The sequence below is a fragment of the Streptomyces sp. Z26 genome (assembly GCF_003665095.1).
GTDB lineage: Bacteria > Actinomycetota > Actinomycetes > Streptomycetales > Streptomycetaceae > Streptomyces > Streptomyces phytohabitans.
On sequence record NZ_RCHV01000002.1, the window covers coordinates 5,270,585 to 5,294,193 of the forward strand.

General features: G+C 72.4%; 18 protein-coding genes and 1 pseudogene. 14 read left to right on the forward strand and 5 right to left on the reverse strand.

Going from position 1 to position 23,609, the window contains the following annotated elements; translation table 11 throughout:
• Window positions 1-2: 2 nt before the first annotated feature.
• From D7M15_RS22925 to D7M15_RS22935, 3 genes are all read left to right on the forward strand, one after another.
• Window positions 3-785 carry a GNAT family N-acetyltransferase gene (locus tag D7M15_RS22925; protein ID WP_121519220.1) on the forward strand — a complete coding sequence of 261 codons (783 nt, stop codon included), beginning with the start codon at window positions 3-5 and terminating at the stop codon, window positions 783-785.
• A 167-nt stretch (window positions 786-952) separates the two neighbouring features.
• Entirely contained in the window at window positions 953-2,713 is a 1,761-nt protein-coding gene (locus tag D7M15_RS22930; RefSeq protein ID WP_240649716.1) for an IucA/IucC family siderophore biosynthesis protein, read from the forward strand.
• 212 nt (window positions 2,714-2,925) lie between these two features.
• A complete protein-coding gene (locus D7M15_RS22935; RefSeq protein WP_121519221.1) occupies window positions 2,926-4,893 on the forward strand; it encodes an ATP-dependent DNA helicase in 1,968 nt (655 codons plus the stop codon).
• A gap of 181 nt (window positions 4,894-5,074) precedes the next feature.
• On the opposite strand, the gene lexA is transcribed toward D7M15_RS22935, so the two are convergent.
• Entirely contained in the window at window positions 5,075-5,869 is a 795-nt protein-coding gene (gene lexA / locus D7M15_RS22940; RefSeq protein ID WP_121519222.1) for a transcriptional repressor LexA, read from the reverse strand.
• A gap of 573 nt (window positions 5,870-6,442) precedes the next feature.
• On the opposite strand from lexA, the gene nrdR reads away from it, so the two are divergent.
• A complete protein-coding gene (nrdR, locus tag D7M15_RS22945) occupies window positions 6,443-6,958 on the forward strand; it encodes a transcriptional regulator NrdR (protein ID WP_121519223.1) in 516 nt (171 codons plus the stop codon).
• A 144-nt stretch (window positions 6,959-7,102) separates the two neighbouring features.
• Window positions 7,103-9,982 (forward strand): vitamin B12-dependent ribonucleotide reductase, encoded by a 2,880-nt coding sequence (locus D7M15_RS22950; RefSeq protein ID WP_121519224.1) that lies wholly within the window; start codon window positions 7,103-7,105, stop codon window positions 9,980-9,982.
• A gap of 81 nt (window positions 9,983-10,063) precedes the next feature.
• Here D7M15_RS22950 and D7M15_RS22955 read toward each other — a convergent pair whose 3' ends face one another.
• Entirely contained in the window at window positions 10,064-10,594 is a 531-nt protein-coding gene (locus D7M15_RS22955; protein WP_121519225.1) for a TerD family protein, read from the reverse strand.
• 428 nt (window positions 10,595-11,022) lie between these two features.
• Between D7M15_RS22955 and D7M15_RS29565 the strand changes: the two are divergent.
• Together D7M15_RS29565 and D7M15_RS29570 are read left to right on the forward strand one after the other, a co-directional pair.
• Window positions 11,023-11,232: pseudogene (locus D7M15_RS29565) on the forward strand (NAD-dependent epimerase/dehydratase family protein); the annotation flags it as partial.
• A gap of 155 nt (window positions 11,233-11,387) precedes the next feature.
• Window positions 11,388-11,867 carry a hypothetical protein gene (locus D7M15_RS29570; protein WP_346428841.1) on the forward strand — a complete coding sequence of 160 codons (480 nt, stop codon included), beginning with the start codon at window positions 11,388-11,390 and terminating at the stop codon, window positions 11,865-11,867.
• Here the strand turns inward: D7M15_RS29570 and D7M15_RS22965 are convergent.
• Window positions 11,809-12,411 carry a helix-turn-helix domain-containing protein gene (locus D7M15_RS22965; protein WP_121521260.1) on the reverse strand — a complete coding sequence of 201 codons (603 nt, stop codon included), beginning with the start codon at window positions 12,409-12,411 and terminating at the stop codon, window positions 11,809-11,811. The two genes, D7M15_RS29570 and D7M15_RS22965, sit on opposite strands and share 59 nt — an antisense overlap.
• Window positions 12,412-12,639: 228 nt before the next feature.
• Here D7M15_RS22965 and D7M15_RS22970 point away from each other — a divergent pair, with 228 nt between their 5' ends.
• Both D7M15_RS22970 and D7M15_RS22975 read left to right on the forward strand, forming a co-directional pair.
• A complete protein-coding gene (locus D7M15_RS22970) occupies window positions 12,640-14,058 on the forward strand; it encodes an amidase (protein WP_121519226.1) in 1,419 nt (472 codons plus the stop codon).
• A 274-nt stretch (window positions 14,059-14,332) separates the two neighbouring features.
• The gene (locus D7M15_RS22975; protein ID WP_121519227.1) at window positions 14,333-14,941 is read left to right on the forward strand and encodes a YdbC family protein; all 609 of its coding nucleotides are present in this window, start codon (window positions 14,333-14,335) and stop codon (window positions 14,939-14,941) included.
• Window positions 14,942-15,091: 150 nt separating this feature from the next.
• Here D7M15_RS22975 and D7M15_RS22980 read toward each other — a convergent pair whose 3' ends face one another.
• Window positions 15,092-16,630 carry an MFS transporter gene (locus D7M15_RS22980; RefSeq protein ID WP_240649717.1) on the reverse strand — a complete coding sequence of 513 codons (1,539 nt, stop codon included), beginning with the start codon at window positions 16,628-16,630 and terminating at the stop codon, window positions 15,092-15,094.
• Between the two features lie 122 nt (window positions 16,631-16,752).
• Between D7M15_RS22980 and D7M15_RS22985 the strand changes: the two genes are divergently transcribed.
• The 3 genes from D7M15_RS22985 (at window position 16,753) to D7M15_RS29575 (ending at window position 18,775) form a co-directional block, all read left to right on the forward strand.
• The gene (locus tag D7M15_RS22985) at window positions 16,753-17,355 is read left to right on the forward strand and encodes a TetR/AcrR family transcriptional regulator (RefSeq protein ID WP_121519229.1); all 603 of its coding nucleotides are present in this window, start codon (window positions 16,753-16,755) and stop codon (window positions 17,353-17,355) included.
• Between the two features lie 37 nt (window positions 17,356-17,392).
• A complete protein-coding gene (locus tag D7M15_RS22990) occupies window positions 17,393-18,070 on the forward strand; it encodes a ribonuclease HII (RefSeq protein WP_121519230.1) in 678 nt (225 codons plus the stop codon).
• A 369-nt stretch (window positions 18,071-18,439) separates the two neighbouring features.
• Complete coding sequence (locus tag D7M15_RS29575) at window positions 18,440-18,775, forward strand: hypothetical protein (protein WP_346428823.1); 336 nt, start codon at window positions 18,440-18,442, stop codon at window positions 18,773-18,775.
• 69 nt (window positions 18,776-18,844) lie between these two features.
• Here D7M15_RS29575 and D7M15_RS23000 read toward each other — a convergent pair whose 3' ends face one another.
• On the reverse strand, window positions 18,845-19,504 hold the full coding sequence (locus D7M15_RS23000) for a hypothetical protein (RefSeq protein ID WP_121519232.1): 660 nt from the start codon (window positions 19,502-19,504) through the stop codon (window positions 18,845-18,847).
• 157 nt (window positions 19,505-19,661) lie between these two features.
• On the opposite strand from D7M15_RS23000, the gene D7M15_RS23005 reads away from it, so the two are divergent.
• On the forward strand, window positions 19,662-21,821 hold the full coding sequence (locus D7M15_RS23005) for a RecQ family ATP-dependent DNA helicase (protein WP_121519233.1): 2,160 nt from the start codon (window positions 19,662-19,664) through the stop codon (window positions 21,819-21,821).
• A gap of 27 nt (window positions 21,822-21,848) precedes the next feature.
• Window positions 21,849-23,264, forward strand: a complete 1,416-nt coding sequence (locus tag D7M15_RS23010) for an MFS transporter (RefSeq protein ID WP_121519234.1) — start codon at window positions 21,849-21,851, stop codon at window positions 23,262-23,264.
• Window positions 23,265-23,609: the final 345 nt, after the last annotated feature.

The following is a 23,609-nucleotide window of genomic DNA, read 5'->3' on the forward strand; positions in this document are numbered from 1 at the left end:
CCATGGAGCAGCCCGCACCGACGCCGCGCCGGACCGCCACGGACCCCGACCACACCGACACCCTGCACCTCGAACTCCCCACCGGGCTCACGGGCCCCGGCCCCGTGCCGGCGCCGCCCGTGTTCGCCACCCCCGGTACCGCCGCACCCGGCACCGGCGTCGAGGCCGTCGTCGACCCGGTGCGGCCCCCAGGCCCCTCGCCGCTGGCCGGGCCCGACCTGCTGGACTCCGTGCCCGACTGGGGTCCCGCCGACACCCCGGTGGGGCTGCTCCAGCTGGTGCCCGTACGGCTCGCCCGCGACCTGCCGCTCCTCAGCGGCTGGATGAACGACCCCGTGGTGGCGCGGTTCTGGGAGCTGGCCGGACCCGACGAACGGACTGCCGAGCACGTACGCGCCCAACTCCACGGCGACGGCAGGAGCCTGCCCTGCCTCGGCGTCCTCGACGGCACCCCGATGAGCTACTGGGAGATCTACCGCGCCGACCTCGACCCCCTCGCCCGCCACTACCCCGCCCGCCCGCACGACACCGGTGTCCACGTCCTCGTCGGGGGAGCGGGCGACCGGGGGCGCGGCGTCGGCACGGCGTTGCTGCGGGCCGTCGCCGACCTGATCCTCGACCACCGGCCCGCCTGCCGCCGCGTCGTCGCGGAGCCCGACCTCCGGAACGTCCCGTCGCTGGCGGCGTTCCTCGCGGCGGGCTTCCGGCTCTCCGCCGAACTGGACCTGCCCGACAAGCGCGCCGCCCTGATGGTCCGCGACCGCGCCCTGCGCCACGCGCTCTGACCCGTACGCCCCCTGGACCACCCACGTCCGGAAACCCGTACGCAGCAAGCCTCCGGAAGCCCGTATCCCCGGAAACCGCACCACCTCTGGAACCGCACACCTCTGGAACCGACGACCTCGGACAAGGGAGAAACCCGGTGCACCAGTACCCCGCGCACTCCGCCGCCCTGCGGCTGCCCACCGGCCTCGACCAGGACACGTGGCCACCCGCCGCACGACGGCTCCTGGTCAAGATGCTCGCCGAGTTCGCGTACGAGGAGATCATCCGGCCCGAACCCGACGCGTCGGCGGGCCCCGACGCGTACCGGCTGCCCGTCCGCCCCGACCTCACCCTCCGCTTCCGCGCACGCCGGGGCGCGTACGGCCACTGGCGCATCGATCCGGCGTCGCTCACCCCGGCCTGCGACCCGTTCCGCTTCCTCGCCCTCGCACACGACGGGCTGCTCGGCCTCCGCGGTGACACCACCGGCCACCTCCTCCGCGAACTGACCGCGACGCTCACCGCCGACGCCCGGGTCGCCGCGCGCGCCCTGCCGGTGGCCGAGCTGGCCGACCTCGGGTACGCCGAGCTGGAGGGCCACATGGACGGCCACCCCTGGATCGTGGCCAACAAGGGGCGGCTCGGCTTCTCCGCCGACGACGCCGAGCACTGGTCCCCGGAGGCGCGCCGCCGCCACCGGCTGCCCTGGCTCGCCGTCCACCGCGACCTCGCCGTCTACCGCGGCGTGCCCGCCCTCTCGGACCCGGAGCGGCTGTACGCGCGGGAGCTGGACGCCGCGACCCGCGACCGTTACGCGGCGGTGCTGCGCGACCGGGGCCTCGACCCGGCGGACCACCTGCTGCTGCCCGTGCACCCCTGGCAGTGGGACGAGACGGTCGTGCCGCTGTTCGCCGCCGAGATCGCGCGGGGCGCCGTCGTACCGCTGCCCGCCGACCCCGACGAACGTCTCCCGCAGCAGTCGATCCGCACGTTCCTCAACACCACCCGCCCCGACCGGCACACCGTCAAGCTGCCGCTGTCGATCCTCAACACCCTCGTCTGGCGCGGCCTGCCCACCGAACGCACCCTCGCCGCGCCCGCCGTCACCTCCTGGGTGCGGGGGCTGTGCGACGGCGACCCGTTCCTGCGCGACGAGTGCCGGGTGATCCTGCTCGGGGAGGTCGCGTCCGTCACGGTGGCCCACCCCTCGTACGACGCGCTGCCGGGCGTCCCGTACCAGTACCGCGAGCTGCTCGGCTGCGTCTGGCGCGAGCCGCTGGCGCCGCGGCTCGCGCCGGGGGAGCGGGCCCGTACGCTCGCGTCGCTGCTGCACACCGACCCCGACGGGCGGTCGTTCGCCGCCGAACTGGTCGCGCGGAGCGGGCTGGAGCCGGGGGTGTGGCTCCGGCACCTGTTCGCCGCGCTGCTGCCGCCGCTGCTGCGCTTCCTCTACCGCTACGGCACCGTCTTCTCACCGCACGGCGAGAACGCGATCGTCGTCTTCGACGAGCAGGACGTCCCCGTACGGCTGGCGATCAAGGACTTCGTCGACGACGTCAACGTCAGCGCGGTGCGGCTGCCCGAGCAGGAACCGATGCCCGCGGACGTACGGGCCGTGCTGCTCACCGAGGAACCGGGCTTCCTGCCGCAGTTCATCCACTCCGGGCTGTTCGTCGGGGTGCTGCGCTACCTGGCGCCGCTGTGCGAGGAGCAACTCGGCTTCGCCGAGGCGGACTTCTGGCCGCTCGTACGCGCCGAGATCATCCGCCACCAGGAGCGGTTCCCCGAACTCAAGGACCGCTACAACCTGTTCGACCTGCTGACGCCCCGGATTGCCCGGCTCTGCCTCAACCGCAACCGGCTCCACCTCGACGGCTACCGCGACCGCGCCGAACGCCCGCACGCCGCCGTCCACGGCACCGTGCCCAACCCGCTGCACGGGGCGTGAACGGCGGTGCGGCGCGCGGGCGTACGGCACGGGGCGGTGGCGCGCGTGGGCGTACCGCACGCCGGGGCGCGGGAGTCGGCCGTACGGGAGCGGGGCGTGCGCTGGTCGGGCGTACGAGGTGCGGGCGTGCGGCGGTGCCCGTGGGCGTCGTCGTACCCCGCCGAACCGACGCGGCATCCGCTGTCAGTGGCGCGACGTAGGGTATGTGACCTATGAGCCAGCCCGCCCTCACCGACCTCCTCCACACCGCCGTCACCGCAGTCGGGGGCACCGAGCGCCCCGGCCAGGTGGCCATGGCGGAAGCCGTCGCGGAAGCCCTGGACGACGGCACCCACCTGCTCATCCAGGCGGGCACCGGCACCGGCAAGTCCCTCGGTTACCTGGTGCCGTCGATCGCGCACGGCGAGCGCGTCGTCGTCGCGACGGCGACCCTCGCGCTGCAACGGCAGCTCGTCGAGCGCGACCTGCCGCGCACGGTGGACGCGCTCCATCCGCAGCTGCGGCGCAAGCCGGAGTTCGCCATGCTCAAGGGCAGATCGAACTACCTCTGTCTGCACCGGCTCCACGAAGGCGTGCCGCAGGAAGAGGAGGACGGACTCTTCGACCCGTTCGAGGCCGCCGCGCCCACGAGCAAGCTGGGCAAGGACCTGCTGCGGCTCCGCGACTGGTCCGACGACACCGAGACGGGCGACCGCGACGACCTGCGGCCGGGCGTCTCCGACCGTGCCTGGTCCCAGGTCTCCGTCTCCGCGCGCGAGTGCCTGGGCGCCACCCGCTGCGCGTACGGCACGGAGTGCTTCGCGGAGAGCGCCCGCGAGCGGGCGAAGCTGGCCGACGTCATCGTCACCAACCACGCGCTGCTCGCCATCGACGCCATCGAGGGCGCACCCGTACTCCCGTCGCACGAGGTGCTCATCGTCGACGAGGCCCACGAGCTGGTCTCCCGCGTGACCGGCGTCGCCACCGGCGAGCTGACCCCCGGCGGGGTGAACCGCGCCGTACGGCGCGTGGCCAAGCTGATCGACGAGAAGACCGCCGACCGGCTCCAGACCGCCGCCGAGACCTTCGAGCGGCTGATGGAGCTGGCCCTCCCCGGCCGTCTGGAGACGGTGCCCGAGGACCTGGCGTACGCGCTGACGGCGCTCCGCGACGCCGCCCGCGGCTGCCTCACCGCCCTGGGCGAGACCCGGGACAAGTCCGTGCAGGACGAGGACGCCGTACGCAAGCAGGCCCTGGCCGCGATGGAGAACGTCCTCGCGGTCGCCGACCGCATCGTGCAGGCCAGCGAGTACGACGTGATCTGGTACGAGCGGCACGACCGCTTCGGGGCCTCGGTGCGGGTCGCGCCGCTGAACGTCTCGGGGCTGCTGCGGGAGAAGCTGTTCACGGAGCGGTCCGTGGTGCTGACGTCGGCGACGCTGAAGCTCGGCGGGGACTTCAACGGGGTCGGCGCGTCCCTCGGCCTGGCCCCCGAGGGGCAGGGCGACGAGGACCAGCCGCAGTGGAAGGGCCTCGACGCGGGCTCCCCGTTCGACTACCGCAAGCAGGCCATCCTCTACGTGGCGAAGCACCTCGCGCAGCCCGGCCGCGACACCGCCCGTACGGACATGCTGGACGAGCTGTCCGAGCTGGTGGAGGCGGCGGGCGGCCGTACGCTCGGGCTGTTCTCCTCGATGCGGGCCGCGCAGGCGGCGGCAGAGGAGCTGCGCGGGCGGCTGGACACACCGATCCTGCTCCAGGGCGAGGAGACGCTGGGCGAGCTGATCCGGCGCTTCGCGGACGACCCCGGGACGTGCCTGTTCGGCACGCTGTCCCTGTGGCAGGGGGTCGATGTGCCGGGCAGCAGCTGCCAGTTGGTGGTGATGGACCGGATTCCGTTCCCGCGTCCGGACGATCCGCTGATGAGTGCCCGTCAGAAGGCCGTCGAGGACGCCGGGGGGAACGGCTTCATGGCGGTGGCCGCGTCGCACGCGGCGCTGTTGATGGCGCAGGGCGCCGGTCGGCTCGTCAGGGCGACGGGGGACCGGGGGGTCGTCGCGGTGCTGGACCCACGGCTGGAACGGGCGCGGTACGGCGGCTTCCTGCGCTCCTCGATGCCCGACTTCTGGTACACGACGGACCGGAACCAGGTGCGCCGTTCACTGGCCGCCATCGACGCGGCGGCCAAGCAGGCGGAGTAGCGGCGGTACGTACGGATACGGTGGCGGTGCGCGGCACCGCCCCGTGCGCCGTACGGGCGGGCGCGCCCCTGGAGCAACGGGCCCTCGTCACCCGGGACTTGCGGGCCCCGGAACCGGCGCAGGGGTTCCGGGGCCCGGCTCTCGGGGACACCGTCCGGCCCGTCGTACGGCTGTGGCCGCGTCAGACGCGGCGCAGCACCGCCACGACCTTGCCGAGGATGGTCGCGTCGTCACCGGGGATCGGCTGGTACGACGCGTTGTGCGGGAGGAGCCACACGTGGCCGTCCTCGCGCTTGAAGCGCTTGACGGTCGCCTCACCGTCGAGCATCGCCGCGACGATGTCGCCGTTCTCCGCGACGGGCTGGCGCCTGACGGTCACCCAGTCGCCGTCGCAGATGGCCGCGTCGACCATGGAGTCGCCCACGACCTTGAGCACGAACAGCTCGCCGTCACCGACGAGTTGACGCGGCAGCGGGAACACGTCCTCGACCGACTCCTCGGCGAGGATCGGGCCGCCCGCGGCGATCCGGCCGACCAGCGGCACGTACGACGCCGAGGGCTTGCCCGCGGTGTCGGCTGCGGCCTGGGTGCTCGGGGCGTCGGAGCCCCGCACCTCGTACGCCCGCGGGCGGTGCGGGTCGCGCCGGAGGAAGCCCTTCCGCTCCAGCGCCATCAACTGGTGGGCCACCGACGAGGTGCTGGACAGGCCGACGGCCTGGCCGATCTCCCGCATCGACGGCGGGTATCCGCGCCGCTGGACGGAGTCGCGGATGACCTCGATGACCCGCCGCTGCCGGTCCGTCAGCCCGGAGCTGTCGGCCCGGATGCCGGGAGGTCGACCCGGCATCGCGCGGGCGGGTGGCGGTGCGTCACCCGCCGGTCCTGCGGGGGCGTCCGGGACCCGGTGTGCGGATTCCGGCGCCGGTGTAGAACGGTCCTGCGCGGTGATGACGGCGCCGTCTGCAGTGGTGGTCACGTCAGCCCCTTTCGAGCGGTTGTCCCTAATGGGGACAACGGTAGTAGCTTTCGAAAGGTTGCGCCAAACACACGTTCGAGTGAAAATTTGCTATTCGTCTGACGTGATCACGTGAATCGGTGTAGAGAGTGCCTTCGACCTCCCTACGGACCGTCACCGACGCGCCCCCGTGTCGACTCCGCCGGGCTCCGCGCCACCGTCGCCCCCGCGCCCTGGCCCGCTCCTCTGTTCGGCCCGCGCCGCGCGCCCGGACCCCTCCCCGTTCCCGGCCGTCGCGTCCGCGCCGGGGTCCGCGTCCACCCCCTCCACGCGTGCCCCGGCGGGGGTGCCGCGAGGTCGCTCGCGTACGCTCTGCGGTCGGTGCCGGCTGCGACACGCGCGAAGGGTGTTTGATTACCCCGCCACCAGATCTAGTGGGTAGCCTGTCGCGAGCCACCTACAAGTTGTGGTCCCCGCGGTCTCGTGAACGCCGGATTGGACTATGCTGGTGGCAACCCCGAGGGGGGTCCGCAAGGGCCGCCCGAGCGGGCTGGTCAGTCATGCACGGCGAGCTTTCAAGGAGAGTGGGGAACGGTGCACTGCCCCTTCTGCCGGCACTCCGACAGCCGCGTCGTGGACAGCCGTACGACCGACGACGGCACCGCGATCCGGCGCCGCCGCCAGTGCCCCGACTGCTCCCGGCGCTTCACCACGGTCGAGAACGCGTCGCTCATGGTGATCAAGCGCAGCGGTGTCACCGAGCCGTTCAGCCGCGACAAGGTGATCGCGGGAGTGCGCAAGGCGTGTCAGGGGCGGCCGGTCACCGAGGACGCCCTCGCGCTGCTCGGTCAGCGGGTCGAGGAGGCGGTGCGCAGCACCGGCAGCGCGGAGCTGTCCACGCATGACGTGGGCCTCGCCATACTCGGTCCGCTCCAGGACCTCGATCTTGTCGCGTACCTGCGATTCGCGTCCGTCTACCGGGCGTTCGAGTCGATGGAGGACTTCGAGGCGGCCATCGCGGAGCTCCGCGCCGTGCAGCCCTCCTCGGGAACGGGCGGAGCCGACGGGGACGACGACGTTCCCGCCCCCGCGGCGCGGGCCGCCGGCTGAGCGGTCCACCGCGAGTCGGCCCGGGCGTCACGGCTCCACCGCACCACGACGGCACGGCGGTAACGGTGCCGCGTCATGAACAGACACCGTGTTCCGGGAAGTTTCGGGGCACATCGGGGCGTTATGCCCGTACAGGGAGGCGGAATGACAGAGACGACGAGCGGTCCGGCGCGCGGCTCCCGCGCGAAGGGCGGCAAGGCGGGCAAGGGACTGCGCATCGAGCGCGTCCACACCACTCCCGGCGTGCATCCGTACGACGAGGTGAAGTGGGAGCGCCGGGACGTCGTCATGACCAACTGGCGCGACGGCTCGGTCAACTTCGAGCAGCGTGGCGTCGAGTTCCCCGACTTCTGGTCGGTGAACGCGGTCAACATCGTCACCAGCAAGTACTTCCGCGGTGCGGTCGGCACGCCGCAGCGGGAGGAGAGCCTGAGGCAGCTCATCGACCGCGTGGTCACGAGCTATCGGGCGGCGGGTGAGCAGAATGGTTACTTCGCTTCCCCCGAGGACGCCGAGATCTTCGAGCACGAGCTGGCGTACGCCGTGCTGCACCAGGTCTTCGCGTTCAACTCCCCGGTCTGGTTCAACGTCGGGACGAAGCAGCCGCAGCAGGTCAGCGCCTGTTTCATCCTGTCCGTGGACGACTCGATGGAGTCGATCCTGGACTGGTACAAGGAGGAGGGGATGATCTTCAAGGGCGGCTCCGGCGCCGGCCTGAACCTCTCCCGTATCCGCTCCTCCAAGGAGCTGCTCTCCTCCGGCGGCAACGCCTCCGGGCCCGTCTCCTTCATGCGCGGCGCGGACGCCTCCGCCGGGACGATCAAGTCGGGCGGCGCCACCCGGCGCGCGGCCAAGATGGTCGTGCTCGACGTGGACCACCCCGACGTCGAGGCGTTCATCGAGACGAAGGTCAAGGAGGAGGAGAAGGTCCGCGCGCTCCGCGACGCGGGCTTCGACATGGACCTGGGCGGCGACGACATCACGTCCGTCCAGTACCAGAACGCGAACAACTCGGTGCGCGTCACCGACGAGTTCATGAAGGCGGCCCAGGCCGGAGCGCAGTTCCCGCTGCGCGCCCGGATGACCGGTGAGATCGTCGAGAAGGTCGACGCCAAGGCGCTGCTGCGCAAGATGGCGGAGGCGGCACACGCCTGCGCCGACCCCGGCATCCAGTACGACGACATCATCAACCACTGGCACACCTCGCCGGAGTCGGGCCGCATCAGCGCGTCCAACCCGTGCAGCGAGTACATGCACCTGGACAACTCGTCCTGCAACCTCGCCTCGCTCAACCTGATGAAGTTCCTCCGGGACGACGACGAGGGCAACCAGACCTTCGAGGCCGAGCGCTTCGCCAAGGTCGTCGAACTCGTCATCACCGCGATGGACATCTCCATCTGCTTCGCCGACTTCCCCACCGAGAAGATCGGCGAGACCACCCGCGCGTTCCGTCAGCTGGGCATCGGCTACGCCAACCTCGGCGCCCTGCTGATGGCCACCGGCCACGCGTACGACAGCGACGGCGGCCGCGCCCTCGCCGGCGCCATCACCTCGCTGATGACCGGCACCTCGTACCGCCGCTCCGCCGAACTCGCCTCCGTCGTCGGCCCGTACGAGGGCTACGCCCGCAACGCCGAGGCGCACCAGCGCGTCATGCGGCAGCACGCGGACGCCAACGAGGCGGCCACGCGTACGGACGACCTCGACACCCCGGTGTGGGCCGCGGCCACCGCCGCGTGGCGGGACGTGGTGCAGCTGGGCAAGAAGCACGGCTACCGCAACGCGCAGGCGTCCGTCCTCGCGCCCACCGGCACCATCGGCCTGATGATGGACTGTGACACCACCGGCGTCGAACCGGACCTGGCCCTGGTCAAGTTCAAGAAGCTCGTCGGCGGCGGCTCCATGCAGATCGTGAACAACACGGTCCCCAAGGCGCTCAAGCGCCTCGGCTACCAGCCCGAGCAGGTCGAGGCGATCGTCGAGCACATCGCGGAGCACGGCAACGTCGTGGACGCGCCCGGCCTCAAGCCCGCGCACTACGAGGTGTTCGACTGCGCCATGGGCGAGCGCTCCATCTCGCCGATGGGGCACGTGCGGATGATGGCCGCGGCGCAGCCGTTCCTCTCCGGCGCGATCTCCAAGACGGTGAACATGCCGTCCACGAGCACCGTCGAGGACGTCGAGGAGATCTACGTCCAGGGCTGGAAGCTCGGCACGAAGGCGCTCGCCGTCTACGTCGAGAACTCCAAGGTCGGCCAGCCGCTCTCCGCGAAGCGCAAGGAGCCGGAGAAGGCCGCCGAGCCGCAGCCCGAGAAGGTCGTCGAGTACCGCCCCGTGCGGAACCGGCTGCCCAAGGGCCGCCCCGGCATCACCACCTCCTTCACGGTGGGCGGCGCCGAGGGCTACATGACGGCCAACTCGTACCCGGACGACGGTCTCGGTGAGGTCTTCCTCAAGATGTCCAAGCAGGGTTCCACCCTGGCGGGCATGATGGACGCCTTCTCGATCGCCGTCTCGGTGGGCCTCCAGTACGGCGTGCCGCTGGAGACGTACGTCTCGAAGTTCACGAACATGCGCTTCGAACCGGCAGGGATGACGGACGACCAGGACGTGCGCATGGCGCAGTCGATCGTCGACTACATCTTCCGGCGGCTGGCGCTGGACTTCCTGCCGTTCGAGACCCGTTCCGCGCTCGGCATCCACTCCGCCGAGGAACGGCAGCGGCATCTGGAGACCGGCTCGTACGAGTCCGGGTCCGAGGAGATGGACGTCGAGGGCCTGGCCCAGTCCGCGCCGCGGCAGGGCACCGACCCGCAGGGCGGTGCGGTGTCCACCGGGTCGCCCACGGCGCCGCAGGCGGCCGCTCCGGCACCGGCGCAGGCGCACAACTCGACGGAACTGGTCGAGATGCAGCTGGGGTTGAACGCCGACGCGCCGCTCTGCTTCTCCTGCGGCACGAAGATGCGCCGCGCGGGCAGCTGCTACCTCTGCGAGGGCTGCGGTTCGACGAGCGGTTGCAGCTGAGCGACACCCCGTCGCGGGTGGGGGAGCCTCCTCTGAGGAGCAGGCTCCCCGCCCGCGCCGCGGGGCCCGGACGCCGCCGGGTCAGGCGCGGCGGCGTCCCATGACGCGGGCGAACTCCGCCGGGTCCACGTCGAAGCCGTGCACGAAGTCGCTGAACGACCACTCCGAGGTGCCCTCGCGCGTGAACTCCGCGACTGTCGCCGCCGTGGCCCCCGAGACCACGGCGAAGTCGTTCGCGGCCAGCTCCTGGTACCCCTCCTTGATGCGCACCTCGGTGTCCGCGACCTCGCCGAACGTCACGCGGGCCTCCGACTGCTGTATGGCCACCCCGACGACCACGCGCCCGTAGGAGTCGGCCAGCCGCTCCAGCTCCAGGGTCATCACCTCGTCGACGCCGAAGCCCTGGCCGGTCTTGCTGTCGCGGTTGAGGGTGATCGTGCCGTCCGGGGAACGGCTGTCGAAGTGCACCAGGTAGACGGGCTCGCCGTACGGGTCGTCGGCCGCGTACGTCGCGGCGACGATGTCCAGGTCATGGTCGGGCGCTCCCAGGGGACTCGGCTGCCACTTGAGCGTCACCTCGACCTTTCCGATGCCCTTGTTGAGACTGCTCACGACACTTCCCTTCCCTCGGATACCGGGCGGCGCGGAGCGCGTACCCCTTCCCCCGTGTCGGCGGACCGGACGGGCGCGGTCGGGGCACCGCCGCGGACAGACCGCGGCCCCTGGTGGACACCTCTCGCCACGAGAAGGTGTCCGCAACTTCCAGGGGCCGTACGCGAATTACCCATGTTGCCACGTCACGCCGACATCGGGTGGGCCGTCGGGCGGGCACCGGGCCGTGCGGGCGGGGAGGTGGGGCGCGTCCTGCTGGCGGCCCGTCAGACGGCCCCGAGCGGTGAGCCTTTACGAGAATATTGCCTGCGGTGATCGGTGCGGTCGGGTGCGACCGCCGGGGTGGCCGGGGTCGATGTCACGTTTCGGGCGGCCCGACGGTCGGTCTTCGGGAAGGTCAGTCGTACGAGAACCCGGAGGCCGTATCCATGAGCACGGGCAGCACCGAGGGCACCGGCAGGGCAGGCGGCGCCGAGCGCACCGGAGGGCCGGTCCTGGTGACCGGCGGGACGGGGACGCTCGGCCGCGAGGTGGTACGGCGGCTGCTGGCGCGGGACCGCGCCGTACGCGTCATGAGCCACTGGGCCCGTCCCGCGAGCGATCGCGAGCCGTACGAGTGGGCTTCCTGTGACCTCGTGAAGGGACACCGGGTGGAGGCGGCGGTCGTGGGGGCGGGGGCGATCGTGCACTGCGCGATCACGTTCACCGGGGACGACGGGGCGGTGACGCGTGGGCTGCTGCGGGCGGTGCGGGACTCGGGGCGGAGTGCCGGCACTTCGTACACGTCTCGATCGTGGGCGTCGACCGGGTACCCCTCGGCTACTACCGGAAGAAGCTGGCCGCGGAGCGCGAGGTCGAGCGGTCGGGTCTGCCGTACACCGTGCTGCGCGCCACCCAGTTCCACTCCCTCGTCGCCCGGATGACGACCGCCCAACGCTGGCTGCCCGCCGTGTGCGTCCCCTCCGGCGTCAGCTTCCAGCCGATCGACCCGGGGGAGGTGGCTGAACGGTTGGTGGACCTCGTCCAGGGCGCACCCCTCGGCCGCGCCGACGACCTGGCCGGGCCGCAGGTGCGTACGGCCGCGGATCTGGCGCGCGGCACCCTCGCCGCGCACGGGCTGCGCCGCCCGGTCGTGCCGTTGCGGCTGCCGGGCGCGGCCTTCCGCGACTATCGGGAAGGCGGGCATCTCGCGCCGGAACGGGCCGTCGGGCGGGTCACCTTCGAGGAGCACCTCGCTGCCACAACAGGTGCAGCCGGTCGTCCAGCACGGTGAGTGCCTCGGCGGACGAGAGATGGCCGAGCAGCAGGTGGGTCGTCAGGCCGTCCGCCAGGGCGAGGAGCGTACGGGCCTCGCCCTCGGCCTCGTCGGGGTCGAGGGCGGGGACGGCCTCGGCCACGAGGCGTACGAGCAGCGCGTGGAGGTGCGCGTAGTGCTCGCGGAGCGTGGCGGCCAGCGCGGGGGCGACGGCGGCTCTCGCGACGAACGCCAGCCAGACGCGGGCCTCCGCCCGGTGCGGCTCGCCGAGCAGCGCGACCTCGGTCAGGGCGTGGCCGAGGACGGTCCGCGCGGACTGCGCGGGTGACGCGCCGACGCGGACGTCGATACGGGCACTGACGCGGGCGCCGATCTGCTGGAGCGCGAAGACGAGCATCTCGTCCTTCGTGCGGAAGCAGCGCTGCACCGCGCCCATCGACACCTCGGCGCGCGCGGCGACATCGCGCAGGGTGACGCCCTCCAGGCCGCTCTCGTCCGCGAGTCGGAGTACGGCGTCCGCGACGTGGCGGCGTCGGCTGTCGTGGTCGATCTGGCGGGGCACGGGGCGGCTCACTCCATTTTCCGATGCGCTTGTATCGGTTCGAGGTTACCCTTCCTGTTGTGATGCACTCGCATCGGAACGGTGGGGCCGTGTCGTGGCCGCCGGCGTTCAGCCGTGGCCGGTCTCGGCCGGTCTCGGTCCGGCGCGGGTGCGAACGGACGCGAACGGGCGCGAGCGGGTGCGAGCCCGCGGGAACCGGCAGCAACGACGACGAGGAGCGCGGTACGCATGGGCAGCGCATGGTGGCGGCAGGAAGCGGCGGTACTGGCCGCCGCGGTACGGGCGGGCGACGTCACGGCCGTCGAAGTGGTCGACAGTCACCTGGAACGCGTCGCCGACGTCAATCCCGCCGTACGTGCGGTGACCCAGCTCCTCGCGGACCGCGCCCGTACGCAGGCCGCCGACCTGGACCGCAGGCGCGCGGCGGGGGAGCGGCTGGGGCCGCTCGCGGGCGTGCCGTTCACGGTCAAGGAATGCACCGCCGTCGAGGGCGTGCCGACGACCTTCGGCACCGTCCGCTTCAAGGACCACGTGGCACCGTACGACGCGCCGCCCGTGACCAGACTCCGCGCCGCCGGGGCGATTCCCCTGGGGCACAGCAACATGCCCACGATGATCCTCGCGGGAGTCCACACCCGGAGCGAACTGTTCGGTGACACCTGGAACCCCTGGGACCGGGACGTCACCCCCGGCGGCACCAGCGGCGGCGACGGGGCCGCGGTCGCCAGCGGCATGGTGCCCCTCGGGCTGGGGAACGACTCGGGGGGTTCGGTCCGGCTGCCCGCCGCGTTCTGCGGGGTGGCGGGGCTCAAGCCGACGACCGGCCGCTTCCCGGCCGATCACCGGCTGGGTCCGGACGATCCCTCGCTGGCCTCCCAGGTCTTCGTGGTGGACGGGCCCTTGGCGCGTACGGTGCGTGATCTCCGGCTCTCCTTCGAGGCGTTGGCCGGGCCGGGAGCGGACCCCCGCGACCCGCGTGCCGTACCGGTGCCGACCCGGCTCGGGGAGGCGACCGGTCCGCTGCGCGTCGGTGTGTGCCCGCGTCCGAACGGGGCCGACACGCATCCGGACGTACGAGCCGCCGTGGACGCGGCCGCCTCCGCGCTCTCCGACGCCGGATACGAGGTCGAGGAGGCGCCGGACCTCCCACGGTTCCAGGACGCTTTGGACGCGTACTCGGCGATGGTCATGACCGAGTTCAGCGGGAGTTGGCCCGTGATCAGGACCCTGCTCGGGGAGGACGGCCACCGCTACATCGAGATGTCCATGGAGAAGTCCGCCCCCGTCGAACTGGCGGAGTATCTGCGGCTGACCGGCGTCCGGTTGGGCATCCAGCGGGCCTGGGCCCAGTACCAGGAGAGGTACCCGCTGCTCCTCGGACCGGTGTTCACGCAGCGGCCGATGGCTCCGGGGATCGAGTCGGAGAGCAGGGAGGGGCACGGGTTCGTCGGCGCGGCGCTGGCGTTGTGCAGCGTCACCAGCTTCGTGGGGGTCCCCGCCGTCACCGTTGCGGGTGGGGTCTTCGGCGGGCTTCCGCAGGGGGTGCAGCTCATCGGGCGTTTCTTCCGTGAGGACCAGTGCCTGGACGCGGCGGCCGTGGTCGAGGAACGGGTGGGGGTGCTGACGCCGGTGGAGCCGAGAGGCTGACTCCGGGCCGACCGGACCCGTGGCGGCGGGGTGTGCACGGCTCGTGCCCCCGTGGGGCGTCGCCCATGGGTCCGGTCGAGCACCCGGCTGACGGGCCGTACCCGCGTCCGTACCCGCGTGCGCGCCGTCAACGAGCCTGCTTCGCCGGGGGTTTGCGGCTTCGCCACCGACCGTTGGCGCGGCCATGGGACACGGCAGCGCACGCGGGGCGCGCGTACGGCTGAGCGCGCCCCAACCGTACGGTCCGTCACCTGTATGGCCGTACGATGGCGCGGTGCTGGTCAAGTGGATGCGCTGCACCGTGGTCGACCGTCGGGGGTTCGAGCGGGCTCAGCGGAAGTGGGCGGGGCTGCTCGGTGAGCCAGGGTTCCGTGGGCAGGGTGGCGGATGGAGCCGTTCCCGGGCTGACGTCGCGCATCTCCTCAGCTTCTGGGAGAGCCGCGCGTTCTACGACTCCTTCATGGCGCGCTCCCACGACCGGCTGCACGCTTCTCAGATCGGGACGTACAAGGACCTCCAAGTGCGGCTCTTCGAGTACCGGTTCGACGTGAAGACCGGCTTCCAGCCCGTCTTCACGGAGGCCGACCTGCTGCGGGTGGCGCACTCCCGCATTCGGGAGGACCGGGTCGACCACTTCATCCTGATGCAGGAGAAGGTGTGGAACCCCGCGATGGCGGGCTCCCCGGGAATGCTCCGGGGCGTCTTCGCCCAGGCCGAACCGGAGAACGAGTTCCTGGTGCTGTCGATGTGGGACTCGGCCGCCGAACACGGCAAGTACCGCGCCGAACGCGTGGAACGGCTGGCGCTGCGCGCCCAGACCGGCGCGGACGTGGTGGCCATCGCGGGCGACGTGATCGATCTGGAGCCCGCCTGGACGGTGTGAGCCGCAAGGCCTCGCCTCCCTCAACATCCCCTGCGGCACCCGCCGTTCCCGCTGGCGGGACCTGGTGGGTCCCGCTTCGGCCCGTCCCGCACTCGCGCCCGTTCGGAGAGTGCCGGGGCCGAGCCCCCTCCTACGCGTCCTCCCGGGGCTTCAGGCCGCCCCGCCCGGACCTGCCACGCCGCTCAGCGCCTCCAGATCGCTGCGCCGTACCCGTATCACCGTGGCGGCCGTCACCAGGGCCAGCGTCACCAGCGCCACGGCGGCGACGAACGCGGTGGATATCCCGTGCGCGAGCACCTCGCTTCCCCAGCGCCCCGGCAGCTCGTGCGTCCTGGCGAACTCGGCCTTCTCCGCCGGAGACGCGTGCGCCATGAAGTCCGGTATCCGCGCTTCCGCTTCGTCCCGGCTCGCCGTCCCGAAGACCGTCATCAGGATCGACAGCCCCAGCGAACCCCCGACCTGCTGCGTGGCGTTGAGCAGACCCGACGCCGCGCCCGCCTCGTGCGAAGCGACCCCGGAGACGGCGGTGAGGGTCAGCGTGACGAAGTTCAGGCCCATCCCGAACCCGAACAGGAGCATCGGCCCGAGCACGCCCCCGACGTAGCCGCTGTCCGGGGATATGAGCGTCAGCCAGGCCATCCCCGACGCCGTCAGCAGCGAACCGGTGACCATGAACGGCTTCGGCCCCAGCACCGGCAGGAAACGCTGGGACAGTCCCGCCCCGACCGCGATCGCGGCCGTCACCGGGAGGAAGGCGAGCCCGGCCTTGATGGGGCTGTAGCCCAGCACGTTCTGCACGAAGATCACGATGAAGAAGAACATCCCGAACATGGCGGCGGCCAGGCTCAGCATCATCACGTACGAGCCGGAGCGGTTGCGGTCGGTGAACATCCGCAGCGGCGTGATCGGCTCCGCCGCGCGGGACTCGACAAGGACGAACGCGGCCAGTAGCACGACAGCCGCCCCGAACGCCGTGAGCGTGTATCCGTCGCGCCAACCGTCCTCCGCCGCCCGCACGAAGCCGTACACCAGCGACGCCATGCCCCCGGTCGACGTCAGTGCGCCCAGCAGGTCGAAGCGACCGGGATGCCGCGTCGACTCCGAGATGTACAGCGGGGCGAGCACCATGATCAGAATGCCGATGGGTACGTTCACGAACAGCACCCAGCGCCAGTTCAGCCACTCCGTGAGCATGCCGCCCGCGAGCAGACCCACGGCGCCACCCCCGGCTGAGACCGCCGCGAAGACACCGAAGGCGCGATTGCGCTCCGGACCCTCCGGGAACGTCGTCGCGATCAGCGCGAGCGCCGTCGGTGACGCGATCGCCCCGCCCGCGCCCTGGAGCGCCCGCGCCGTCAGCAGCTGCCAGGGCTCCTGCGCCAGCCCGCCCAGCAGGGAGGCGGCGATGAACACGGCGATACCCGCCAGGAACACCCGACGGCGCCCCAGGATGTCGCCGGCCCGCCCGCCGAGGAGCAGCAGACCCCCGAACGTCAGGGTGTACGCCGTGATGACCCAGGACAGGCCCGTCGTGGAGAAATCGAGAGCACTCTGGATGTGCGGAAGCGCGATGTTCACAATGGTGGCATCGAGAACGACCATCAGCTGACATGCGGCTATGACGGCCAGCGCGACGCCGCGCCGGCTCTCGTGCGGAGCCGCTTTCGGTGGAATGTCGTCAGTCGTCAGTGAAGAGGTGGCCACGACGGAGATCCCCCACATCGAGAAAGAGTGAACGGAGGCGTTCACTAAGTACGTTACTCTAGTGACCCTGTTTAGGGAACGCAAGCGTTCTCTGGAGAAAGAAGGCGATGGTGACCTCCCGTCCGCCAGCCGCGCGTCGCCGTGGCGCGGAGCTGGAACGCGCGATCCTCGAAGCCGCGTTGGAGCAGCTCGGCACCCAGGGCTGGACCGGCCTGACCATGGAGGGCGTCGCCGCCCGCGCCCGTACCGGCAAGGCCGCCGTCTACCGCCGCTGGCCCAGCAAGGGCGACCTCGTGGCCGACGCGCTGCGCGCCGGACTGCCGGAACTCGCCGGTCCGCCCGACCACGGCGACCTGCGGGAGGACCTGATCGACCTCTGCGGGCGCATGCTCGACGCCATGTACTCCCGCTCGGGGATCGCGCTCCGGGCCATCCTCGACGAGTGCGACCGCACCGAGGCCGAACGCTTCCACGAGCTCGTCACCTGCGGCGTCGTCGAGCCCGGCAAGCAGCTCATCGTCGACATCCTGCGCCGGGGCGTCGAACGGGGCGAGGTGCGCGAGGACGCCACCGGTGAGCTCGTCGCCGACGTCGTCCCGGCCATGATGATGTACCGCCACAAGGTCGTCGGCGCGCCACTCGACGAGTCCGACATCGCCGCGATGGTCGACCAGGTGATGCTGCCGCTGCTGGCCCCCAGGACCGGCTGACATGCCCGACGGCGCACCGGCTACGCTTGCCCCCGACATGCCGTACGAGCCGCCCACACACGCCGTCGAGCGATCGCTGCGCGCCACCACAGGTGCCAAGGTGGTCGCGGGAGTTGACGAGGTGGGCCGGGGAGCCTGGGCGGGGCCGGTCACCGTGTGCGCCGCCGTCACCGGGCTGCGCCGCCCGCCCGAGGGACTGACCGACTCCAAGCTGCTCAACCCCAGACGCCGTGCCGAGATCGCGGGCACGCTGGAGAGTTGGGTCACCGCGTACGCCTTCGGGCACTCCACCCCCGACGAGATCGACCGGCTGGGGATGACGGCCGCGCTGCGACTCGCTGCCGTACGGGCCCTCGAGACCCTGCCCGTGACGCCCGAAGCGGTGATCCTCGACGGCAAGCACGACTACCTGGGCGCTCCCTGGCGGGTGCGTACGGTGATCAAGGGGGACCAGTCCTGCGTCGCCGTCGCGGCCGCCTCGGTGCTGGCGAAGGTCCGCCGGGACGGCATGATGGCCGAACTCGGCGCGCGACACGGGCCGTTCGCCTTCCACGACAACGCCGGATACCCCTCTCCCGTCCACCGGGCAGCACTCGCGCAGCACGGCCCCACTCCCCATCACCGGCTGTCTTGGGCATACTTGGACGCCCTGCCGCGTTGGAAGCATCTGAAGCGGCCCCGGGTCGCGCCCGTCGAACAGGCCGAACTCTTCTGATGAGGCACGCGGGAGCTCCCCGCGGACCTCCCTCCGGTCCGGCCCCTACGGCACCGACCGTGGGACAACCCGCCGACGCGTACCGCACCGGCGTTTGATAGACAACTCACCATGCCTCGCACTCCTGAGGAGCCACAGATTCACGAGAGTGTCCCGGGAACCCGCACCGCTGCGGTCTCCCGCTCCGTACCACCGCTCCCCGGCCCCCGGCCCTCCCCGCGTCCCGCGCCGCCGCGCGCGGACCGGAACCGGCCCGGTCCCGGCCGCCCGGGCAGCGGACGCGCCGGCGGCCCGCCGGCCCCCAGCCCCACCGCTGAAGCCAGCGGAAAGGCTCAGATCCAGCTCGTCGCCGCGACGGACACGACCGCCGTGGACATCGCGGACGAGACCGTGGACAGACTCCTGGACGGCGGCCTCGCCCCGAACGACGTGCTGCTGCTCACCACCGGTGCCGAGCACCCGTGGGCGCAGCACGAGCGTTCGTTCGGCGAGGAGGCGTACTGGCGTCAGCTGACCGACGGCGAAGACGTCTTCTGCGCACACGCCTCCGCCTCGGAGCGCGTCGGCAGTCGCTCCGTGGTCGTGCTCGCCGTCAACGGCGGCACGGACGCGGAAGTCGCCGCCGCCCTCCCGCTGGCGGTCGCGAAGGCGGGCCGCGAACTGGTCGTCTGCGGCGACCCGGAGAGGCTGCGCGCGCTCCTCTGAGCGGGGAGCGCGTACTCCGCTCCGGGCGGCCCGGCCGGTGCCGTGCCGGAGGGCGCCCCGCCAGGGGCGTCAGCCGGCGGCGGCCTGCCGGTACGCGCCCGGGGGCGCCCCGTCGGACGACCGCGGGCCCTTGGGCCGTACGGGCACGGTGAGCGGGACGGCCTGTCCCGCGAGTGCCCCGGGTGCCGTGCGCGGGTCCGGCTGCGTGCCGTTCGAGGTGGCGCCCGCGTACGGTCTGCGTCCGCCACGCTCCTCGCCCAGCACCTGCCAACCCCCGCCGGTCAACGTGATGTACGCGCCGCAGCGCAGCCCGTGCAGCGTGCAGGCGTCCCGCAGCCCCCACATCCACGCGCCGTCGACGTCGGTCCAGCCGGACGAGCCGTCCCGGCAGAACAGCAGCACGGCCGTACGTGTCGGACTGCGGCGCCGCAGGTCGTGCGGGGTGACCCGGCGGAGCCTGTCGAGCAGGGAGTTGCGGAACGCCCAGCCGTCGGGGCGGTCCGTGCGCTGCGTGAACGAGGCACTGGCGGCGACCCGTTCGTCCGTTCCGAGGACCGCGACGACGGCTGTGGACGGGGTGGGCCGATGCAGCTCCCACAGGCTCGTGACGACCGTGCGCGGGCTGCGCAGCAGGGGGATGCCCGCGGTCGCCCACTCGGACGGTTCGAGGGTGCGGGCGAGTCGGGAGACGGGGTCGGAGGCGGGGGCTGATCGGAAACCGGCGCTCACGGTCCTCCCTTCGGCCGTCGAGGTCCGTCGGACCAGTCCGATTGTCGCCGCAACGGCCGTCCCCCGGCAATGCGGCCTCCGCGGAACAGAGTCGTCCGCGCGTGGTGGTACGGGGCCGAGGTGGCCGACCGTCAGTGCCATCGGGTTGCATGGGGGCATGGACGATCTGGAGCTGCGTACCGAAGCGGATGCCGTACTCGCCGGACTGGTCGGGGCCCCGGAGGGCTCCGCGCGGCTCCGTGAGGACCAGTGGCAGGCCGTGGCCGCGCTGGTGCGGGAGCGGCGCCGCGCCCTGGTGGTGCAGCGCACCGGCTGGGGCAAGTCGGCGGTCTACTTCGTCGCCACCGCCCTGCTGCGCCGCCGCGGCTCCGGGCCGACCGTGATCGTGTCGCCGCTGCTGGCACTCATGCGCAACCAGGTCGAGGCGGCCGCGCGGGCCGGTATCCAGGCGCGCACCATCAACTCCGCCAACCCCGAGGAGTGGGACACCATCCACGAGGAGGTCGAACGCGGTGAGACCGACGTCCTCCTCGTCAGTCCGGAACGCCTGAACTCCGTCGACTTCCGCGACCAGGTGCTGCCGAAACTCGCCGAGACCACCGGCCTGCTGGTGGTCGACGAGGCGCACTGCATCTCCGACTGGGGCCACGACTTCCGGCCCGACTACCGACGACTGCGCGCGATGCTCGCCGAGCTCTCGCCCGGCGTACCCGTCCTGGCCACCACCGCCACCGCGAACGCGCGGGTGACGGCGGACGTGGCCGAGCAGTTGGGCACCGGCGCGGGTGAAGCCCTGGTGCTGCGCGGACCGTTGGACCGCGAGAGCCTCCGGCTGGGGGTCGTCCGGCTCCCGGACGCCGCGCACCGCTTGGCCTGGCTCGCGGAGCACCTGGACGAGCTGCCGGGCTCCGGGATCGTGTACGCCCTCACGGTCGCCGCGGCGGAGGAGGCCACCACCTTCCTGCGGCAGCGTGGATTCCGGGTGTCCTCGTACACGGGGCGTACGGAGAACGCCGACCGGCTGCAAGCCGAATCCGACCTGCTGGAGAACCGGGTCAAGGCGCTGGTGGCCACGTCCGCGCTCGGCATGGGGTTCGACAAACCGGACCTCGGCTTCGTGGCCCACCTCGGTTCGCCCTCGTCCCCGATCGCCTACTACCAGCAGGTGGGACGGGCGGGCCGCGGCGTGGAGCACGCCGACGTACTCCTCCTGCCGGGCAAGGAGGACGAGGCCATCTGGCGCTACTTCGCCGATACGGCCTTCCCGCCCGAGACCCAGGTCCGCCGCACCCTCGCCGCACTCGCGGACGCCGACCGGCCGCTCTCCGTACCCGCCCTCGAAGCCCTCGTCGAGCTGCGGCGCACCCGGCTGGAGACCATGCTCAAGGTCCTCGATGTGGACGGCGCCGTGAAGCGCGTCAAGGGCGGCTGGATCTCCACGGGCGAGGAGTGGGCCTACGACGCCGAGCGGTACGCCTGGGTGGCCCGCCAACGGTCCGCCGAACAGCAGGCCATGCGCGACTACGTGGACACCTCCCGCTGCCGGATGGAGTTCCTGCGCCGCCAGTTGGACGACGAGGGCGCCCAGCCGTGCGGCCGGTGCGACAACTGCGCGGGCCCATGGGCCGCCACGGGTGTCTCGGCGGACGCCCTGACGGGCGCGACACGGGAACTGGACCGGCCGGGCGTGGAGGTCGAGCCGCGTCGGATGTGGCCGACCGGCATGGCCGCGCTGGGCGTCGACCTCAAGGGGCGCATCCCGGCGGGGGAGCAGTCCACGACGGGACGTGCGCTGGGCAGGCTCTCCGACATCGGGTGGGGCAACAGGCTGCGTTCGCTGTTGGCGGAGAACGCGCCCGACGGGCCCGTGCCCGACGAGGTCCTGCGTGCCTCGGTGGCGGTCCTCGCCGACTGGGCGCGTTCGCCGGGGGGTTGGGCGTCGGACGGGCCCGACGCCATGACCCGACCGGTCGGCGTCGTCGCCGTCCCGTCCCTGGCCCGACCGCAGCTGGTCGATTCGCTGGCGCGGGGGATCGCAGACGTCGGCCGCCTCCCGTTCCTCGGCACGCTGACGTACACCGGGCCGGACGGCGCGCACGCGGTACGCCGGAGCAACTCGGCCCAACGACTCAAGGCGCTCTCGGGGGCCTTCGCCGTCGGAGGCGACCTGGCCGGCGCGCTGGCCGGGTCGCGGGGCCCCGTACTGCTCGTCGACGACTACACCGACACGGGCTGGACCCTGGCCGTCGCTGCCCGGCTGCTCCGCCGCGCGGGGAGCGAACACGTGCTGCCGCTGACCCTCGCCGCGGCGGCCTGAGTCGGCCCGGGTGACGGAGGCCGACCAGTGACCCCTTCCGGCGGTAACGCCCCGGTCGCCGCCGCGCGTCCGCTCGTCCCCGCTCTGCTGTTCATCGCGCTCGTGGTCGCCGTCGTGGGGAGCCTGGGAACGCCGCTGATCACCACGGTGTCCGACGAGTTCGACGTCTCGTTGGCCGCCGCGCAATGGACGCTCACCGCCCCGCTGCTGGTGGGCGCGGTCGCCACGCCGGTGCTCGGGAGGCTGGGCACCGGCCCGCGCCGACGGCAGGTGGTGCTGGCCACGCTCGCCGTCGTCGTGGCGGGCAGCCTGCTCACCGTCGTTCCGCCATCTTTCGGCTGGCTGCTCGCCGGACGCGTCGCCCAGGGAACGGGCCTCGGTCTCACGGCGCTGATGATGGGCGTCGCCCGCGACCACCTGCCCACCGGCCGTTCCGGGCCGGTGATCGCGCTGCTGTCCGTCGCCTCGACCGTCGGTATCGGTGTCGGCTACCCCCTGGCGGGACTGCTGACCGACCTCTCCGGGCTGCGGGCCGCGTACGGCGTCGGGCTGCTCGTCACGGTCCTCGCGCTCGCGGCCGCGTGGCGGGCCGTGCCGCAGCCGCCGTCCGGCCGTTCCGCGACGGTCGACCTGCCCGGCGCCGCCCTTCTGGGCGCAGGGCTGCTCGTACTTCTCCTCGTCATCAGCCAGTCGTCCCTGTGGACCGAACGTCCCGGGGCCGCCACCTGCCTGCTCGCGGTGTCGGCGGCGCTGCTCACCGCGTGGGTGCGCCGCGAACGCCGTTCCGTGGCGCCGCTGGTCGACCTGACGCTGCTCCGGCATCCCGCGGTGGCCGGGGCCAACGCCGTCATGCTGCTCGGCGGCGTCGGCATGTACCTCCTCCTGACTCTGGTCACCCGATATGTCCAGACCCCCGATTCGGCCGGTTACGGGTTCGGCGTGGGCGTCTTCGTCGCGGGGCTGGTCCTGGTGCCGTTCTCCGTACTGGGCTTCGCGGGCGGCAGGCTGGTGCCGCCACTGCGGGAACGGCTCCACGCGACGGCCTTGCTGGCCGTGGGCGGCACGGTGGTGCTGGCGGCACTCACGCTGTTCGCCCTGGCCCGCGACCAACTCTGGCTGTCCTTCACGGTGATGGGCATGCTGGGCCTGGGCGTCGGCCTCTTCTCCGCGGCGATGCCCGCGGCGATCCTCGCCGTGACACCGGCGTCCGAGACCTCCAGTGCCATGAGCTTCAACCAGGTCGTGCGCAGCGTGGGCTTCTCGATCGGCAGCGCCCTCGGCGGCCTGACTCTCGCGGCGCGCACGCCGACGGGCGCCCGCTTCCCCGCCGAAGGCGGATACGGTACGGCGTCCTGGCTGGGGGCGGGGATGATGCTCTGCACCGTGGTGGCCGCGGTGCTCCTCGGCCGGGCGGCACGATCGGGCGCCCAGCGGAAGGCGTGACCCTCCGAGCCGCGCGGAGCCTTCCCCCGAAGAGAGGGCGACCACCGCCCGGATCAGCCGCGGGATCTCCATGAGGACGCCCCGCGCCGCGTGGCGTATCCCGCTCGCGGCACATCGGGTGCCGCGGCTCCCGCACCGCGCTCCGAACCGGACGCGCGCCCACTGGCGGGCCTCGACCTTCGCGGGCGCGCGCCGCTGGCCCGGACCCCCGGGTCCCGCAGCCTCGTGACCGCCTTCCAGGGTGCCCGGACCCACCTCACCGACGCCGGACGATCGCACCTTCGCACTCATGTCGTCATCGAAGCCGAAGGTCTCGACAAGAGCCACCCAAGCCTGTGGATAAGA